Source organism: Fibrobacter sp. UWH4 (assembly GCF_900142475.1).
In the GTDB taxonomy this organism is placed as follows: Bacteria; Fibrobacterota; Fibrobacteria; order Fibrobacterales; family Fibrobacteraceae; genus Fibrobacter.
This window is the reverse complement of sequence record NZ_FRAY01000004.1, coordinates 342,500-359,473: the sequence shown is the minus strand read 5'-3', so window position 1 is coordinate 359,473 and position 16,974 is coordinate 342,500. Positions and strand designations below refer to the sequence as shown.

The following is a 16,974-nucleotide window of genomic DNA, read 5'->3' as shown; positions in this document are numbered from 1 at the left end:
AAAGAAGAAAAATTTACATAATAGATTTTATAATTTGGGGATAAACGGCGATATATAGGTTATGATGGGTAATTTTGACTTGACAAATGGACCGGTTTCGGCAATCACGGACGGGCTCGATAACGAGCAGAGGCTCGCTGTAGAGACGACCGAAGGCTATATCCGCGTGATTGCGGGGGCAGGTTCCGGCAAGACCCGGACGCTCACGCACCGTTACCTGTACCTGGCCAAGGAGCTTGGAATTTCGCCGTCGAATATCTTATGTGCGACTTTTTCGAACAAGGCCGCCTTCGAGATGAAAAAACGAATCCGCACCATGCTGAAAGGGGACGATTCGGGCTATATTTCGACTTTCCACAGCTTTTGCGTGCGGCTCTTGCGCGAAGATATCCACGTGCTCCAGTTCCCAAAGGAGTTCCTTGTTCTCGACGAAGAGGACCAGAAGTCGCTCGTGAAAAAGGCCTACACCGAGCTCGGCTATTCGCTCAAGGATTTGCGCATCAGTAGCGTAATCGACTTTATTGGCGGTCGCAAGGGCAACGATATCTCGTATGTGCAGTGGTTTGCGGGGCACGATTCGGCCTCGGCCAACGACGACTTGCTCAAGATGGTGGAAAATGCCCCTGACAAGTGGCATAAGGTCTATTTTCGCTATCTTTATGAACAGAAAAAGAACTTTGCGCTTGACTTTGATGACTTGATATTGGTGACCCTGTACATATTGCAACGTTTCCCCGAAAAGCTCAAGAAGTGGAGCGAACGCATGATGTACGTGATGGTCGACGAGTTTCAGGACATAGACCTGCAGCAGTACCAGCTTGCAGAGCTCCTTTCGAGCTACCATCATAATTTGTTCGTGGTCGGCGACCCGGACCAGACGATTTACGGCTGGCGTGGCGCCGATGTGAATCGCATCCTGGAATTCGACAAGGTGCACAAGGACGCAAAGACGATTCTTTTGCAGAACAATTACCGCAGTACGCCGAGCATCTTGAAACTCCCCGATGCGGTTATCAGGAACAACGAGTTCCGTATCGAGAAAGTGCTGCGTCCCATGCGTAGCGGCGGTAAGACGCCCGTGTTCTGTCACGCGAAAAATACCCGCGACGAGGCTTCGTGGATTGTTGAAAACATTCAGGAAGCGATTGCGAACGGGGTCGCGAAAAAGGATATCGCGGTGCTTTACCGCATGCACGCGCAGTCGCGCTCCGTCGAAGAGGCGCTGATGACCGCCGATATTCCCTACAAGGTCTATAGCGGCGTGGGCTTTTACCAGCGGGCCGAAATCAAGGATGCCATTTGCTACTTGCGTATGCTGGTGTACGGCGACGATATGGCTTTCTTGCGTACGGTGAACACGCCCAAGCGGCAGTTCGGCCCGAAAAAGGTGGCGGCACTTGCGGCTCTTGCCGATGAACAGGGAATGTCGCTGTACGAAACCTTGCTGCAGATATGTTCTGTGGCGGGAGCTTTGCCGCTTGCCCAGGCGAAGGATGCGGCGGTTGCGGAGGCGGTGGTTGCGAAACCTTTTGCGCTGAGTGCGGAGCAGTGCAAGGCTTTCCTTGCGAAAAGCAAGGTGGTGGAGTTCGTCTCGCTCATTGAAAAGTTCCGTTTCAAGTACCGCGAAATGCCTATTACCGAAGTGTTTACGCGGCTCATGCGCGAATCCCGCTACGAGGAAATGCTGCGTCTCGATGGCGACGAAAACCGCCTCGACAACCTTGCGGAACTCAAACAGGGCCTGCTCGAATTTGAAAACATTCTCGAAGAAGATGCGACGCTCGACGAATTTTTGCAGAACATTGTGCTGTTTACGAACTCCGACGAGAACGACGGCGACCGTGACCGCGTGCAGCTGATGACCATCCACAATTCCAAGGGACTGGAATTTCCCTACGTGTTCGTATGTGGAATGAACGAGGGCTTTTTCCCGGTCAAGCGCATCGAGAACAAGATGCAGCTCGAAGAGGAACGCCGTCTTGCGTACGTGGCGCTTACCCGTGCCGAGAATGTGCTGTTCCTGAGCGATGCCGAAGACGGCGTCGGCGAAGAATCGAGTCGCTACCCGTCGCGGTTCCTGCTCGAAATGGATATGACCGACTTGCATGTGGTCCGTGGCGTTTCCGAGAAGCTACTGCAAGAGGCTCGCGCCTACATAGCTGAATCTGACCGCAACCGAGAACTTTTCAGCGACGAAACTTTGGGCCTCGTGAAAAGGGCGCCTGCTGCGGAATTTGCCGTGGGCGACCGCGTTTTCCACCGCATCATGGGCTTTGGGAGCGTCGCCAAGGTCGATGAACAGGCCCTTTGCTACCAGATTAAATTCGATAAAATTGAAACCCCGCGGGCGATTCAATTCGATTTTCCGCTCAAGCGGGTGGTGGACAGCGAAACCCTGGAGGATTAACCGTCTAGCGCGTGCTCCGTTTCTCTCCACGGGGCTTCGCTGCGTTCTTTCTCTTTCTGTTCGTGGGCTTCGCGTTTTTTATGCCAAGCGGCGAGCTGCTCCTTGAAGGTTTCGCGGAGGCGTTCCATGCCGATGTTTTCGCGGGCGCTCACCTGGATTGCTTCGGGGTAATTTTCGCGGAGTTCTGTGCGGCGGGCCTCGTCGCAGATTTCGGCCTTGTTGAATACGCGGATACGTGGCGTCTCGGAACTGATGATGCCTTCCAGCGTCTTGTGGGTGACTTCCAGATGCTCCCGGTAGTCGGGGGCGGAGCCGTCAACAACTTCCAGGATGCAGTCCGCATGAGCGGCCACACCCAGCGTACTCTTGAAGGTTTCGATTAAGTTGTGCGGAAGCTTGCGGATAAAGCCTACGGTGTCTGACAAAATGATGTTTTCACCGTCGAGGTAGAGTTTGCGCGTGGTGCTGTCAAGGGTGGCGAACAACTTGTCTTCTACATACACGTCGGCGCCGGTCAGGCGGTTGGTCAGCGTAGACTTGCCCGCGTTCGTGTAGCCCACGATGCCGATGTGGAAAATATCGTTACGATTTTCGGCCTGGCTTTCGCGGGCGTCCTCGATTTTTTCAAGCTTCTTCTTGAGTTCCTGGATTCGCTTGCGGATCATGCGGCGGTCCGTTTCGAGCTGCGTTTCGCCGGGGCCCTTGGTGCCGATACCGCCGTTGTGTTGGCGACAAAGATGCGTCCATGCACCGGTCAGGCGGGGCATCATGTACTGGAGTTGCGCCACTTCGACCATCAGGCGGCTTTCCGCCGTGACGGCGTGTTTCGCGAAAATGTCCAGGATAAGCCCCGTGCGGTCGAGAACCTTGATTCCTGGGAGCCTCTGTTCCAGGTTCCTGACCTGAGAACCGGACAAGTCGTCGTCGAAAACCACCATCTTAGCGTTCAGTTCTTCTAGAGCGTGCTTGACCTCGTTCACCTTGCCTTCGCCAATGAGCGTTGCCGGGCTAAAGTTCTGTACCCGTTGCAAAAAACTCTGCACCACCTCGGCCCCTGCGGTCTCGGCGAGCCGGCCCAGTTCGGCGAGCTGCTCGGAGGCGAGCCAGGGGCGAACTTTTGGGGTAGAAATCCCCACGAGAATGCATCGTTCCTTTTCGGCCTTGTGTTCGATGGTCAAATCCTTCATACGCCCTATATATTAGTAAAAATTTTGTTATAATTGGACTTGTTTTTGGATGCATGAAAAAGATTAAGTTAAAAAAGTGGATGGCTCCTAGTCCTGCGGTGGTCGTGATGGCGGTCGCAGTGATTATCGTAATCAGCCTGTACTCCTTTTTTTCTCGTGTCTACTTCTTTAAACAGGTTGAAACCACCATTGCGCAGAATGCGGAAAGTGTCGCCACCGAACTAGAAAACAGTATGCGTTATGCGCAAAGCAGCATAAAGCTTGTTTCTCTGATGGCGACCCATCAAATGAATGGCCCTGTGCTACGTAATCCGGATTCGCTGTTCCTGTCGAAACTTGCCGAGACCCCGTTCTCGAGAATCGAATATGTTCGAGGCGACGGTTGGAATACGGCGTATGGTGATTCTTCGTTCGATGTGTCTGACCGTGAATTTTTCCAGCGGGGTGTTCGTGGCGAAACGGGAATTTGGGTCGACTACCGCCCTCTATACGCATCGGAAGCTCAGGTAATAGTTTATACGCCGCTGTTCTATCGCGATTCGGTCGTGGGGGTTGTAGCTGGAATCCTGGGGGGCAATACTGAAATCCGTTCCATGATGGATAACACGCTGTTTGGTGAACGGGTTGTTGCTTTGGTGTGTGACCGACACTTGAAGATTGTCGCTTCAAATACGGATGACGATGTCTACGGTCAGCCGTTCGAAAAGAAATCCCAGGATTTCCTACCGCAGAATGTCATTGAAACCTTTAAGAAAAAGGCGAGGTCCGGCTCCACGAATGCTTTTAGTTTCTCTACGGAATACGGAAATTCTGTTGCGGGGGTAGCGCGAGTCTCGAATACGGGGTGGGTCGTTGTCCAGATGGTACCGTTCCACATACTGAAGGAATTTTCGTGGAAAAATAATAGCCGAGCGATAGCGGCCATTCTGCTCGTTGCCCTCTTTTTTATTCTTTATCTGCATTCCGTGTATAGGACGAATCGGCGCTTGCACTCCGAAAACGAAGGGCGTCATCTGAATGTCATCAATGCCTTGACCGAGTCGTACGGTAGCGCCTTTGAAATCAACCTCGATACGGGGAAAATGGTGGCTTATAGGGTTCACCCGGCCATTGAACGCCTGATGAATGAAGTTGCAGGGCAGGATGTTCGCTACGATTCCCTTTTATCCCTTTATCAAAAAAGAATGGTCCTTTCCGAAGACCGTTCTTCTTTTGAACGGATTGCAAATCTGGAAAATGTTCGTCGCGAATTCCTGAAAAACGAACGATTCGATATTACATACCGCATCTTTGTCAAGGATAAGATTCACTATCTCCAGGCTCATTTGGTGAAACCGTCCAAGACTCGTCCGGAGTTTGTGATGGGATTCAAGTTTATTGACGATGTCATGTCGGCGGAACTGGAAAAGCGCAAGGCGTTGAACGAACAGCGGATGGAACTTGTCCGCGCTTTGGACCAGGCGCGTATGGCTGACCGGGCGAAGTCTAAGTTCCTGTTCAATATGAGCCACGATATCCGCACGCCGATGAATGCGGTTCTTGGTTACGAGGCCCTGGCCAAGAAAACACTTTGGAACATGAACCTTTCCAAAGAAGAGACTGCCGTATTCGAACGCTACCTGAACAATATCCACAATGCGGGCGAATTGCTCCTGGACCTGATTAATTCAGTCTTGAATATGGCCCGTATCGAATCGGGCGTAGAAACTTTGAACGAAACGTCTGTGTATACGCTGGAAATGACGAACTGGATTGTAGCGACCTTTGAACAGGCTGCGCATCAGAAGAATATCCTTCTCCAGGTGTCCAGGAATTTCAAGAACCAGTATGTCTATGCGGACAAGGTAAAAATCCAGCAGATCTTGCTGAATGTGGTGAGCAACGCAATCAAGTTTACGCGTGAAAACGGCTTGGTGCGTATCTCGCTGAGGGACTACTCGCACGAGACTCCCGGCATGTGCAATGTCGAAATCGTGGTGGAAGATACTGGTGTTGGAATTTCTGAAGATTTCATGCCTCGCATTTTTGACGAGTTCGAACGCGAACAGACAGCCTTGACTCGCAACGTGGAAGGTACGGGGCTTGGGCTCTGCATCGTAAAAAAGCTAGTGGACCTGATGCAGGGGTCCGTAAAGGTGACGAGCCGTGTGGGCGAGGGGACTCGCGTCGTTTTGACACTTCCGCTTAAGACGATCAAAGAGGATTCCGTTGCCCCAAAGTCGAACCGTGACGTGCCCCATGTGAATTTGGCCGGAAAGCATGTTCTTTTGGTCGATGACGACCCGAAAACCTGCGAAATCGTGGGAGAAATGCTGAAGGATGCTGGCATGAGGGTCGTTTGTGTGGAATCGGGAACGGAGTGTGTCCAAAGGATTGATTATTCTGCGGTAGGCTCGTTCGATGTCATCTTGATGGACCTGCGTCTTCCCGGAATGGATGGATTTGAAACGGCTCGGAAGATTCGTAAGCTGGATAATCCACGGAATGCGAATATACCGATATTGGCCTTGACAGCCAATGTCTTTGATGAAGACCGCTTGCGTGCGAGCAGGGCGGGAATGAAAGGACTGATTGCCAAGCCGGTGACCTCGTCGGAACTGTTCGGTATGCTAGGTCAAGTACTGACTTAATTTGTCTTGGATGAATTTTATGAAGAAAACAACCTTGTCCCTTGTTTCGTTGATGTTGGCTTTCGCCGCGGTCCAGGCTCTTGCTGCCTCGCCGGTGGTCGGCCCCGAAAATGTGCGCAACTTGCGGCTTCTGGAAAATTCTCCGATGCTGTTCGAACTGCACCGGGTAACGACGGGGGAGGGCCGCCAGTTCTTTGCCTATCCGCAGCGTGATACGACTTTCCGCAAGAATTTCGTGAATTCCGAGGGAAAGGCCCTGCTTTATTACGATAGCGAACACGGAGCCTCTGTCTCGGGATATCGTGATTCCTGTACGTCGCAGGATTCTGTGTGCAATGCCGAACTCAAGAATCTCAATGTGCCGCGCATGGCTTTGGCGATGTCGCTGGTGGGCGGTATCGACTATCGTGGCGGCGAGGCGCTGAATGATACGATTCGGCCGGGTATTGACGGCGGCATTTACCTGCGCGGCTATGCGGATTCCGTCGACTTCGTCCTGGACGCCCGAATTTATGACGAAGGCCATTCGGCGAAGTATCCGAAGTCTTTCGATGGGGAATTTCTGGAAGTCCAGAAGGAAGAAAACAATTCGGGTATCGAATATACGAGCTATGCTCGCTACCGCGCCCATATTGCCCTGAACTACGACTGGGCGCGAATTGACTTTGGTCGCGACGTGATGCATTGGGGCCCGGGCTACTATAACAACTTGAGCCTGAACCAGTTTGCGCTCCCGTACAACATGCTTTCACTTGACATGAAGCTTGGACCCTTGCGTGTGATGTCTTTCTACGGGGACTTGCGCATCTATTCGAGCATGAGCGACAAGAACAAGGACGAAACCCGCAACATTTTCGGCCACCGCTATGAACTGGCCGCGGGCAATGCCACTTTCGGCATTAGCGAACTTCAGATTCAGTATGACAACCTGAAACCATGGCTTTTTGTTCCGGTGGTCCCCCTGTTCATGGAAAAGGGAAACTATTCCGAAAGTTCCAATAACGGATCGCTTTCGTTTGATTTCAACTACCGCCTGTTCCGTTCGCTCCGCGTCTATAGCGAATTCTTCTTGGATGATATGGAAAGTCCGGTGAGCCTCGTGAAAAACGACAACATCGAAGCTAAGTGGGCTTGGATGGCCGGTATGCATGGAGCCCATGATTTTAAGATCAATACCCATCTGCTGGAATCGGGTTTCATTGCGGAATATGCTCGCATCGAACCGTATGTCTATTCGCATTTCAAGCAGTATACGGCGCAGATGGAACATCTCGGTCGCCCGATCGGTAACCAGAACGGTCCCAATAGCCAGAGGGTTGACTTTACGGCCTACGGAAGGTTAGACCACCGTATTTTCGCCTCGCTTCGCAACAGCTGGTTCTGGAAGGGAACGGATTTCGGCAGCGCCGTGAACGACACGACTCCGAATCGAGACCACATGAAGCTTCCTAAGCATTTCTTGCGCGGCGCGAAGATGGAATATTCGCTTACGCCGTCGCTCAGCTACGAAGGTCAATACGTGTTCTTCCTGGGCGAGATTACCTTGTTTAACGATGAAAAGGTTTATTTGAGAACTGGATTCAAGTGGTAGTTTAATGTTGCTTATGGATCCCGTCACCACTTCGTGGTTCCAGGATGACGCAAAAGGAACAGTCTTTCTGGAACGCAGCGACGGAATCCGGGATGACGCAAAAGGAACGGTCATTCTGGAGCGCAGCGACGGAATCCGGGGTGACGCAAAAGGAACAGTCATTCTGGAGCGCAGCGACGGAATCCAGGATGACGCAAAAGGAACAGTCATTCTGGAGCGTAGCGACGGAATCCAGGAGGACGCAAAAGAAACAGTCATTCTGGAACGCAGCGACGGAATCCAGGACGACGCAGTTGGAAACTTATGAAACTTCCTGAGTTATTAGCTCCTGCGGGTGACCTGACCCGAATGAAGTATGCCTTTGCCTACGGTGCCGATGCCGTGTATGCGGGGCAACCCGCCTTTTCGCTCCGTGCCCGCGAAAACGGATTCAAGAATCTGGACGACCTGGCCGAAGGGATCGAATACGCCCACCGTCTCGGAAAAAAGTTCTACCTGACGAGTAACGTGATTCCGCGTAACGTCAAGGTCGAGGCATTTCAGAAGGCTTTGCTTGCAGCAATCGACCTAGGGCCCGATGCGTTGATCGTGGCCGACCCCGGTTTTGTGGGGTGGTTGCGCAAGGTGTGTCCCGAAGTCGAGATTCACCTGTCGGTACAGGCGAATACGACCAATTATTTGGCGGCGAAATTCTGGCAGGATCTCGGGGTGCGCCGTATCATATTGAGTCGCGAACTCCGCTTGTCCGAAGTGGTGGAAATCAAGGAACGCTGCCCGGACCTGGAACTTGAAGTTTTTGTACACGGTGCCGTGTGTATGTCGATGTCGGGCCGTTGCATGCTCAGCAACTGGGTGACCCGTCGCGATGCGAACCAGGGGGCCTGCGACAACAGCTGCCGAATGCCCTACCGCCTGTACGCCAATCCGGAACCGCAGAGCGAAAATTATCGCGAACACGAAGGTTCGTTCACCTTGCAACGCACGGACCGCCCGGAACTGGACCCCATCGCCTTGGATGAAGATGCCTGGGGTACCTATTTTATGAGTAGTCGTGACCTTTGCGCCATGGACGTCATCCCGGACTTGATGATGGCCGGACTCGATTCGTTTAAAATCGAAGGTCGCACCAAGTCGGTGTATTACTTGAGTCAGGTCGTGCGCGCTTACCGTATGGCGATTGATGCCTGCGCCGAACAGGCCGAGGCGGGGAAGCCGCTCGAGGTTTCGGCCGAAGCCCGCAGGGCGATTTCGTTCGTGGATGGCCGCGGCTTTATGACCGGCTTTATGAAAGGCCCGCTTCCGCAGAATTACGAGTCGACGCACGAAGATGCCGCGGGAGGTTGCGTTGTCGCGCAGGTCCTTTCTTACGACGAGGCGACCCGTGCGTGCCGCGTGAATGTCAAGAACCGTTTTTCCTTGGACGATTCTCTGGAACTGATGACTCCGGCGGGGCAGTTTTCTTGCGATGTGCTGTCGATGAAGGATTTTAAGGGCGGCGATACCGATACGCTCCACCCGGGGACGGAAGGCTGGATCTTCCTTTCTGAATCTGCTGGCGATATGTCAAAAAATGCTAATTTTTTCTTTTTTCTTAAGAAAAAACCTTAAAAATTAGATTTTTTTCATAAATTTGTGATATGGCTGTTGACGAAGCGACCAAAAAGCAGGATGAACTGGAACTTTATCAGATAGACGATAAAGCCATTCTGCCTTTTTTTGAAAGCCATATTGATGAATTGCGCAACTTTATCCAGGATCGCCGTTGCCAGAACCTTTCCCTGCTGGAATACCTAAAGCAGTTCATTCGCACCTACAAGCTGCCGTTCAATATGCAGCGATACATGTCGGTGCAGACGACCTACATCAAGCAGGTGTTGCAGGAACGCGTTCAGGACCGTCAGGGGGCCGTGAGCCACTGGATCCAGGAGCACGCCGGCCGTCACCGTAACCGCATGATTCAGTTGCAGTGCCTATATTTGGACCGCATCAAGGATTCCCTTTTGCCCGAAATCCAGAAGCTCCTGGAACGCCGCCTCGAGGCGCTTCATTCGAAGCTGGACGAATCCAAGTAATCGTAGTTTATATATTGTTGACGGGGCCTCTTCGAGGCCCTTTTTCTTTTGGGTGTATTTTATTCCTATCGCTAAATTGTTGTCTGTCAAGATTTTCTACGAAAAAATGCCGTTTTTTGTCAAAATTCGCCTATTATTTTTTTGTAAGAAGTTTAGAATAGTGCTTGTTTGAGCAAAAGTTTGCTTGATTTTTTGTCAAGAGATAGTTGAAAATTTTTCTGTTGATAAGTTGTGTTAAACATAGGGGTTGAGAATGGATTGGAGAGTGACTAAAGGCGTGATTTGTTTGTAGAGTTTTGGGAACAGCGGGGGATAAAAATAAAAATGGTCAAAACGGGCCAAAAAAGGCACTTTGGAAGATTTTTTTAAGAAAGTGAGTTTTTGTCGGGGAGCTTTATTTAACTTTCACCTTGCTTTTTAGATCATTGGTAGATTGTGACAAACACTGTTTCTTTGGTTGAACCTTCCGCCCGTCTCCAGGCAGTCCCTGTTTGGCAGCGCGTGCTTGACCTCCTTCGCGAGGAATGTAACGACTATTTTGGCCTCACCATCTTGGATGCGGCCGATTACGAAGGCTTTTTTGACGGATACGTGCAGATAGCCGTTCCCGACGAGTTGCGTGAAAACTGGATTCGTTCCCATTACGGCGACATTTTGAACAAGGCCCTGGCGCAGGTGCTGGGCTCGGAATATGTGGGTTACCGTATTCGTATCGTGGAACCGGAAAAACAGGCTTTGACTCCGAAGGCTGCTCCCGTTTTCCCGGTCGTTCCGCGCGTGGTCCAGAAGCCGCAGCCCAAGAAGGTGATTCGCCGCAAGCTTTCGCTGTATGCGGGCTATACGTTCGAAAACTTTGTCGAGGGAGACTGCAACTTTACCGCTTGCGAGGCTTGCAAGTCCGTTGCCGAAAATCCGGGTGATCCGGCGCTGAACCCGCTGTTTGTCTATGGCAAGTCGGGGCTCGGAAAGACGCACCTGTTGCAGGCGGTGGCCGCTCAGATTCAGAAGTCCAGGGCTCATACGCGTATCGTCTATTGTCACGCTTACGATTTCTTGCGTGACGCGACGGCCATGAGCAAGGCCCTGAAGTATAAGATAGGGAATGTCCGCGAACTCGCCGTGGCATTCCAGGAAAAGTATGAAAATTGCGATATCCTGTTGCTGGATGACGTGCAGTTGCTGGAATGTGGCGTAGGAACGCAGGAGCGACTCGCTATCCTGATCAAGCACCTCCGCGCGGCAGGCAAGCAGGTGGTGCTTTCTTGCGACAGGCATCCGTCCCAGTTCAACCGTCTTGCCGAAGGCGAAAAGAAGCCCGCCGGGCATTCCTCCATTCCGAGCATTTCGGCCAAGCTGCTTGCCCCGCTGGAATCTTGCGTGGCGGTCGGTATCGATGAGCCGGACTTGTCGACCCGCATGAAACTTATCCAGAAAAAGTCGATGAATATTCCGTTTGTCGACAAGGATCGCGAAGAAATTTGCAGGTTCCTTTCGATTCCGCGTCGTGAAAACGTGCGCGTGATTGAGGGTATGTTGAACGGCCTTTCTGCGATGAACCAGTTCTGCCAGGAAAATCTGGACTTGTGCGCCGTCAAGCGTCTGGTGGCTCCTTCAAGTGCGAACGGTATGCAGGAATTGACGATCAAGGGAATTGCCGAAGTGGTGGCGCTTGAGTTCGGCACCGATATGGTGGCGCTCGCGAGCAAGCGTCAGGATGCAGGTGTCTCGCTACCGCGCAAGGTGGCAATGTACCTTTGCCGCGAAATGACGACGGATTCCCACGAAAAAATCGGGATGCTTTTTAACCGCGATTACTCTTCTGTGATCGCCGCCGTCCGTTCACTGATCAAGCAGATGGATAAAGACGAGGCCCTTGCTCGCAAGGTCCAGGATATCCGCTATTTGCTGGAAGCCTAGCGATGATTGCTTTGGTGACGGGGGGCGCGGGCGTCGTAGGGAAGGCGCTTTGTCGGGAGCTATTGAGCCGCGATGTGTGTGTGCGGGTCCTGGTGCTTCCGGGCGATACCCAGGCTGGGTTTTTACCCGAAGGGGTGGAGGTCTTTTACGGGGATGTCTCGGATTACGATTCGATTCGTGCTGCGTTTAAGGGGGTGGATTTAGTCTATCACCTTGCCGCCATTCTCCTTTCGACAAAAAAGGGGGCGTTTGACCGTATCAATGCACAGGGGACGGCCAATGTGGTGCATGCCGCCCGCGAGGCAGGCGTTTCCCGACTGGTTTACGTATCGAGCATTTCGGTGACATATCCGGTTCTTACGGAATACGGTGCGAGCAAGCTTGCGGGGGAATCCGTGGTGAAGGAATCGGGGCTCCGGTGGACAATCGTGCGGCCGACCCTGGTCATCGGCGATGGTGGCGGTGTGGAATTCAACATGTTCGCTGCCTACGTGAAACGTTTCCCGGTATATTTCTTGCCGGGCGGGGGCAAGTGCCTCAAGCGTCCTGTTTGCAGCGAGGACCTGGTCAAGGGAATTGTCGCGGCGGGCCTCAATGAAGAAGCCTGTGGCAAGACTTATTCGCTGGCCGGTTCTACCATGATGAGCATGGCGCAGATGGCGCGGCTGATATTGCAATCGGCGGGAATGCGTCACTGGATGATTCCCTTGCCGTGGTGGATTGCAAACAGGCTTGCCGTGCTGAAAAGTTGGATCGGTGGTCGTCGCGTGACGGCGGAGCAGGCGCTTGCGGGGTTCCTGTACGATGCCGCCCCCGATATCGGCGAATCGATGCGCGATTTGGGGTATAATCCCGGCTGTCCGCTCGAAAAGGGGTGAAAATCTGTCGTTTAGCTCACAGATTTTGCTTTTTTCTTGATTTTTTGACGCTTTTTGTATATATTCGTGGAAAAAGAATTGTCTTGAAGGACGTGTTTTTATGAAAAAATCTTTTGGACTTGCGATTTGGCCCGCTGCAGTGGCTGCGACGATGATGTTTGCCGCCTGTGGCAGCGACGATAATTCTTCTAACGTTGAACGCGAAGAGGGCTCCAGCTCCAGTGTCGAGGCGACCTCCTCTTCTTCGGAGGAATCATCCTCTTCCGAAAAGCGCGAGGTTCCCGAAGGAACCCGTGCCGCTACTCTGGACGATTTGCAGAAGAATATGGCCCTGGGCAAGATGTTCGGGTCTGATATTTACCTTGCGACGGGTGCAAAACTCGGCGTATTTTCTATTTGGATTCCCGATACGGCGTGGATTGCAGTCCATTCGGAATTCAAGGACGGTGTCCTTGAATATGGAAAGTCGAACGGCTCGATCATGGCGACCGCTACGGCTGTCTCTGATTCATTGACGGCTTTCTTCGAAAAAGGTGGCAAGATTGAATTTGTCGTGAAGGGTGAAAAGCTCCAGTATTCCATTAACGGCGGTGATTATGCCGATGTCGAAAAGGCCGATGTGAAGACCTCTTCGAACTGGCTTTCCGATGGAACCAAGCTGCAGGGCGTAAGGCTTTCCTGCAAGAACGATGATGCAAAGCAGACCTATTCCTTCTACAAGGGACGCTATGTTGTCGAGGAATCGATAGGGGACTCTTCCTTCTGGTCGGCCGGTTTCTACGATATCCAGCGCAGCCACTTGCTGATGACGCCCGTGTTCTTTAATAAGTCTGCCTATTCGCTAGTTTCTGGCCAGGTGAGTAGCGACTTCAACTTGTCGATGGATACCGGCGCAGAAATCAAGTGCGAAAAGACGACTTTCAAGTTCGACGAGGTGGATCGTGACAGCATCGCGAAGGAATGGGTTGCCGATGCGGATGGCGTTGACTGGACCATGAAACTCAAGACGTCGGGAGAATATGCTCTTGACGCGGCGAAGGGCAAGAACTCCGAGGATGTCCGTTCCGGAAAGTGGGATATCTACGGAGACATTCTCTTTTTGAAGAATTCCAGTTGCCAATCTCCGTCGAAATGCGCCAAGTCCGTGAAGGGCGCTGTTGAAGGTTTTGATCCGCAGAAGGGTTTCACCTACCAGCATGACGACAGCAGCACGCCGGTCATGCCGAAGGACTGGACGCTCCCGCAGTACGAATAAGTGCTGAAAAGCGGGTTGATCCCGGATAAATTTCAAAAAAAGACGCGTGTAATTGGAAAAATTACACGCGTTAATTGTTTTACGCTTTGAACCCGAATTTCTAAATCCTAAATCCGAACTCTGAAATCTGAAATCCGAATTCCGAAATCTGAATTCCGAAATTACTTCCCGTGATGCTTGTCGTGGTTGGGGCAGCCGCAGCCGCCATTGCCGTCGCAGTTTTCCTTGTGGCCGTGGCCACCGCATTCATGGCCTTCGCCGCCACATTCGCATTCGTGGCCTTCTTCGCCGCACTTGCATTCGTGATCGCCTTCACCCTTGCCTCCGCAGCATCCTTCGCCGTCTCCCTTGCCGCCACAGCAGCAGTGGTGACCTTGCGGATTGAGTTCTTCTTCGGTGGCTTCGCGCACAGAAACCACTTCGATGGCGAAGTTCAGGTTCTGGCCGGCGAGTTCGTGGTTCGCGTCGATGACGGCGGACTTTTCGCTTACGGACTTGACACGGATGGGCATCGGGCCGGCGGGCGTCTGGGCATAGAACATCATGCCTTCAACAACCTTGTCGACACCCTGGAAAACGTCCAGCGGGACTTCCTGCGTCATTTCTTCGTTGTATTCGCCGTAGCCTTCGGAGGGGATCACCTTGACGTCGAACTTGTCGCCCACGTCGTGGCCGACCATCGCCTTTTCGAGACCTACGACGATCATGTGGGCGCCCTGGATGTACTGCAGCGGTTCGCGGCCTTCGGAGGAATCGATGACCTTGCCTTCGTCGGAGGTCAAGGTGTAGTGCATCTGGACAACGGTCTTGTCGGCAATTTTCATGGGTAATCCTTTGGGGTTGCGCGGAATGTCCGCATAGGTACTGGATGCGCAAATATAGCAAAAAACTATTGCTTCTCGGTATTATTTTTTGCTTCGGGCGAGGGGATGAGTCGCACGCTGTAATTGCTTTCCATCCTTTTCGGCATGGTTGGCGGAAGTTTCTTTCCGAACCCCTGGAATTTCAGTCGGTTTTCGCTGATTCCCTTGTGGACCAGGTAATTGTAGATGGCCTCGGCGCGCTCACTGGAAACCTTGTCGGGGTCCCCGGTCGAAATGTCGCTTGCGCTGCATTGGATTTCGAGAGCCATGGGGTTCTTCGCATGATGTAGACGATGTCGTTCAAAGCCGTGTAGCTGGAATTGAGTAGGGTGGAATCGGCTCCCTTGAAGCGGATGCGCATGGCGATGTAGTTGAAATTCAGTTTGCCGTTCAGGGGGCAACCCTGGTTGTTCACGGCGACATTCGGGAAGGTACCGGGGCACATGTCGTTCCAGTCGGCAATTCCGTCCATGTCGTTGTCCTGCGGGCAGCCTAAGCTGTCGATGGGGGCGCCTTCGGGGGTGCCCGGGCACTTGTCGTCTTCGTCGAAGATGCCGTCGTTATCCTGATCGATGCGACACCCTTGCTTGTTGACGGTGACTCCAGCCGGGGTTTCGGGGCAAAGGTCCTTGGAATCGGCAACACCGTCCATGTCGCTGTCTATGGGGCATCCGAGCGAGTCCACTTTTTCGCCGAGGATGGTGTTCGGGCACTTGTCAAGTTCGTCGGGGACGGCGTCTCCGTCGAAATCGAGGGGGCAGCCGACTCGGTCAACCGAAATTCCTTCGGGCGTATTGGGGCATTGGTCCTGGATGTTGGGGACACCGTCGTGGTCCTGGTCCAGGGGGCATCCGTCGCTTCCGACCCTTTCGTGTGAAGGCGTGTGGGCACAGTGGTCGTTGTTGTCGTCGATTCCGTCGCCATCGGTGTCACGGGTGCAGCCGTTGGTGTCCACGGCGAAGCCTTCCGGGGTGTTGGAACAATTGTCCAGGTAGTCAAAAACTCCGTCGTGGTCTGTGTCGAGTGGGCATCCGTTATAGTCTACGACCAGGCCGACAGGGGTTCCGGGGCAAACATCGACGATGTTCAGGACGCCATCCTGGTCTTCGTCTACGGGGCATCCGCGTTCGTTGACCTTGAGAATTTTTCCGGTGTTCGGGCACATGTCCTTGCGGTCGATGACACCGTCCTGATCGTCGTCGTCCCAGCTGAAATCAAGCGTCTTGCTGAAGGTGACGGCGATTGTCAGGTTCGGGGAACCCGATTGCGTATAGTAGATGGGCTCGTCGCTGGACATCAGAGTGACGGGGAGCCCTTCTTCGATTTTCTTCTTTCTAAAGTAGCCGAGTCCGATGTCCCCCGAAATAGTCAGGTTGCTTTCGTAGGGGAGATGTATCCGGAGTCCGGGGGTAAGGCGGAAAGGACTGCTCAAGAAATTGTTTTCGGCGTGAGTGGTGTGTAGGGGCGCTTCTCCGGAGACCTCGAAAATGGGACTTATCATCATGTTTGGGAAAAAGTTGAACCCGGTTCCCCAGATGATATAGTTCTCGTTTTCTTCGATGGTCTTCAAGATGCCTACATAGGCGTTGTAGGTGATGTAGTTCCGAAAATCGAGGGTGAAGTACACATTACCTTCGACGGCCCAGCTGCCGGCGGTATAGGCATAGGCTTTCCCGTCGCGTCCGACATACCAGCGGTGCCTTGGGCGGAATCCTTTGTCCTTTGAACCGGTCGGTGCAAAAATTTCGCCGCTCAGGCCGAAATGGAACCAGTCATTGATGGGGATATGCCCCTTGGCCAAAATCTGGAGGTCGCCGAGGGCGAGTCCCTTCAGGTCTTGTTCGTGGATATCTCCTTCGTAGTGGAAAGGTAATGTGACGCCAATTTCCAGGTTGTCAAAAATTCCAAAACCGACAAATAGATTTTCGTCGTTAGAAGGAGAACCTTTATCGAGTTCGATTTGGTTGCCCTTGTTGTCGGTGTAGTAGCCTTCGATACTGTGGGCCTGTCCGTCATTGACGATTTCGAAACTGCCCGATATAAAAAGGTTGCCTTGCGGAAGAGTCTTGGCTGAAGGCGCATGGATGCCGCTCGCAGACCTCGCAATTCCCACCTGGGCGGAGGCGGCGATAGAGAGGAGGAGCAATGCGGCAAAAAGTTTTTTCATACGCTGT

General features: G+C 52.7%; 13 protein-coding genes. 9 read left to right on the top strand and 4 right to left on the bottom strand.

The window, feature by feature from the left end; translation table 11 throughout:
* Positions 1–61 precede the first annotated feature (61 nt).
* Positions 62–2,407, top strand: a complete 2,346-nt coding sequence (locus BUA93_RS09500; protein WP_072978908.1) for an ATP-dependent helicase — start codon at positions 62–64, stop codon at positions 2,405–2,407.
* On the opposite strand, the gene hflX is transcribed toward BUA93_RS09500, so the two are convergent.
* A complete protein-coding gene (hflX, locus tag BUA93_RS09495) occupies positions 2,404–3,594 on the bottom strand; it encodes a GTPase HflX (RefSeq protein WP_072978907.1) in 1,191 nt (396 codons plus the stop codon). The two genes, BUA93_RS09500 and hflX, sit on opposite strands and share 4 nt — an antisense overlap.
* 53 nt (positions 3,595–3,647) lie before the next feature.
* Here hflX and BUA93_RS09490 point away from each other — a divergent pair, with 53 nt between their 5' ends.
* The 8 genes from BUA93_RS09490 to BUA93_RS09455 all read left to right on the top strand — a co-directional run bounded on the left by BUA93_RS09490 (position 3,648) and on the right by BUA93_RS09455 (position 13,937).
* Positions 3,648–6,224 (top strand): hybrid sensor histidine kinase/response regulator, encoded by a 2,577-nt coding sequence (locus tag BUA93_RS09490; protein ID WP_072978906.1) that lies wholly within the window; start codon positions 3,648–3,650, stop codon positions 6,222–6,224.
* Positions 6,225–6,243: 19 nt separating this feature from the next.
* Complete coding sequence (locus BUA93_RS09485; RefSeq protein ID WP_072979002.1) at positions 6,244–7,815, top strand: hypothetical protein; 1,572 nt, start codon at positions 6,244–6,246, stop codon at positions 7,813–7,815.
* A 4-nt stretch (positions 7,816–7,819) separates the two neighbouring features.
* Positions 7,820–8,122 carry a hypothetical protein gene (locus BUA93_RS09480; RefSeq protein WP_072978905.1) on the top strand — a complete coding sequence of 101 codons (303 nt, stop codon included), beginning with the start codon at positions 7,820–7,822 and terminating at the stop codon, positions 8,120–8,122.
* Positions 8,119–9,423 carry a U32 family peptidase C-terminal domain-containing protein gene (locus tag BUA93_RS09475; protein ID WP_072978904.1) on the top strand — a complete coding sequence of 435 codons (1,305 nt, stop codon included), beginning with the start codon at positions 8,119–8,121 and terminating at the stop codon, positions 9,421–9,423. The genes BUA93_RS09480 and BUA93_RS09475 overlap by 4 nt, the downstream gene beginning before the upstream one ends.
* 29 nt (positions 9,424–9,452) lie before the next feature.
* Positions 9,453–9,887, top strand: coding sequence for a hypothetical protein (locus BUA93_RS09470; protein ID WP_072978903.1), 435 nt, complete (start codon positions 9,453–9,455; stop codon positions 9,885–9,887).
* A gap of 435 nt (positions 9,888–10,322) precedes the next feature.
* Complete coding sequence (locus BUA93_RS09465) at positions 10,323–11,804, top strand: DnaA ATPase domain-containing protein (RefSeq protein ID WP_072978902.1); 1,482 nt, start codon at positions 10,323–10,325, stop codon at positions 11,802–11,804.
* A gap of 2 nt (positions 11,805–11,806) precedes the next feature.
* A complete protein-coding gene (locus BUA93_RS09460; protein ID WP_072978901.1) occupies positions 11,807–12,682 on the top strand; it encodes an NAD-dependent epimerase/dehydratase family protein in 876 nt (291 codons plus the stop codon).
* A 100-nt stretch (positions 12,683–12,782) separates the two neighbouring features.
* Complete coding sequence (locus BUA93_RS09455) at positions 12,783–13,937, top strand: hypothetical protein (protein WP_072978900.1); 1,155 nt, start codon at positions 12,783–12,785, stop codon at positions 13,935–13,937.
* Positions 13,938–14,098: 161 nt separating this feature from the next.
* Here the strand turns inward: BUA93_RS09455 and BUA93_RS09450 are convergent, their stop codons facing one another.
* The 3 genes from BUA93_RS09450 to BUA93_RS09440 form a co-directional block, all read right to left on the bottom strand.
* Entirely contained in the window at positions 14,099–14,761 is a 663-nt protein-coding gene (locus tag BUA93_RS09450; RefSeq protein ID WP_072978899.1) for an FKBP-type peptidyl-prolyl cis-trans isomerase, read from the bottom strand.
* Between the two features lie 65 nt (positions 14,762–14,826).
* Positions 14,827–14,976, bottom strand: a complete 150-nt coding sequence (locus tag BUA93_RS16770; RefSeq protein ID WP_371359304.1) for a hypothetical protein — start codon at positions 14,974–14,976, stop codon at positions 14,827–14,829.
* Positions 14,943–16,967, bottom strand: a complete 2,025-nt coding sequence (locus BUA93_RS09440; RefSeq protein WP_072978897.1) for a thrombospondin type 3 repeat-containing protein — start codon at positions 16,965–16,967, stop codon at positions 14,943–14,945. Before BUA93_RS09440 ends, BUA93_RS16770 begins: the two co-directional genes overlap by 34 nt.
* Positions 16,968–16,974 lie beyond the last annotated feature (7 nt).

What these genes read in the sequence shown, in the direction of transcription:
- BUA93_RS09450 (WP_072978899.1), bottom strand. Translation starts at nt 14,761, where the DNA reads ATGAAAATTGCCGACAAGACCGTTGTCCAGATGCACTACACCTTGACC.
- BUA93_RS09470 (WP_072978903.1), top strand. Translation starts at nt 9,453, where the DNA reads ATGGCTGTTGACGAAGCGACCAAAAAGCAGGATGAACTGGAACTTTAT.
- BUA93_RS09455 (WP_072978900.1), top strand. Translation starts at nt 12,783, where the DNA reads ATGAAAAAATCTTTTGGACTTGCGATTTGGCCCGCTGCAGTGGCTGCG.
- BUA93_RS09440 (WP_072978897.1), bottom strand. Translation starts at nt 16,967, where the DNA reads ATGAAAAAACTTTTTGCCGCATTGCTCCTCCTCTCTATCGCCGCCTCC.
- BUA93_RS09475 (WP_072978904.1), top strand. Translation starts at nt 8,119, where the DNA reads ATGAAACTTCCTGAGTTATTAGCTCCTGCGGGTGACCTGACCCGAATG.
- BUA93_RS09480 (WP_072978905.1), top strand. Translation starts at nt 7,820, where the DNA reads ATGTTGCTTATGGATCCCGTCACCACTTCGTGGTTCCAGGATGACGCA.
- hflX (WP_072978907.1), bottom strand. Translation starts at nt 3,594, where the DNA reads ATGAAGGATTTGACCATCGAACACAAGGCCGAAAAGGAACGATGCATT.
- BUA93_RS09500 (WP_072978908.1), top strand. Translation starts at nt 62, where the DNA reads ATGATGGGTAATTTTGACTTGACAAATGGACCGGTTTCGGCAATCACG.
- BUA93_RS09485 (WP_072979002.1), top strand. Translation starts at nt 6,244, where the DNA reads ATGAAGAAAACAACCTTGTCCCTTGTTTCGTTGATGTTGGCTTTCGCC.
- BUA93_RS09460 (WP_072978901.1), top strand. Translation starts at nt 11,807, where the DNA reads ATGATTGCTTTGGTGACGGGGGGCGCGGGCGTCGTAGGGAAGGCGCTT.
- BUA93_RS09490 (WP_072978906.1), top strand. Translation starts at nt 3,648, where the DNA reads ATGAAAAAGATTAAGTTAAAAAAGTGGATGGCTCCTAGTCCTGCGGTG.